The sequence below is a fragment of the Curtobacterium sp. B18 genome (assembly GCF_000333375.1).
Classification (GTDB): Bacteria; Actinomycetota; Actinomycetes; order Actinomycetales; family Microbacteriaceae; genus Curtobacterium.
This window is the reverse complement of record NZ_BACZ01000238.1, coordinates 1-361: the sequence shown is the minus strand read 5'-3', so window position 1 is coordinate 361 and position 361 is coordinate 1. Positions and strand designations below refer to the sequence as shown.

Here is a 361-nt window from a genome sequence, read left to right as displayed (position 1 = left end):
CGCCCATGAACTTCTCGTGCATGAAGCGGTCCATGACCCGCACGAGGATGTCCCGGCGGAAGGCGATCGTGCGCCCGGGCAGGCAGCCGATCTGGCCGAGCACGCTCTGCGCGGGCATCGAGTAGAGCGCGCGGGAGTTCTCCAGCCAGTCCGCCCAGCGGGTGATCCAGCTGCGGGTCGGCTCGAGGATGCGCTGCCGGGTCGTGACGCCGCCGACGGACGCGTCCGCGAACGGCTTGAGCAGCTCGGGGAGCGTGCCCGGCGTCCAGACGGTGTCGGAGTCGACGAGGATCGTGATGTCGCCGTTCGACATCTCGGTCCCGACCTTGACGGCGTTGCGCTTGCCCGGGATGGGCGTGTG

1 protein-coding gene is annotated in these 361 nt (G+C 69.8%); it reads right to left on the bottom strand.

The window, feature by feature from the left end; translation table 11 throughout:
* The coding region (locus I5E_RS06165) for a glycosyltransferase (RefSeq protein ID WP_031261714.1) at nucleotides 1-361 on the bottom strand (361 nt) is incomplete at both ends.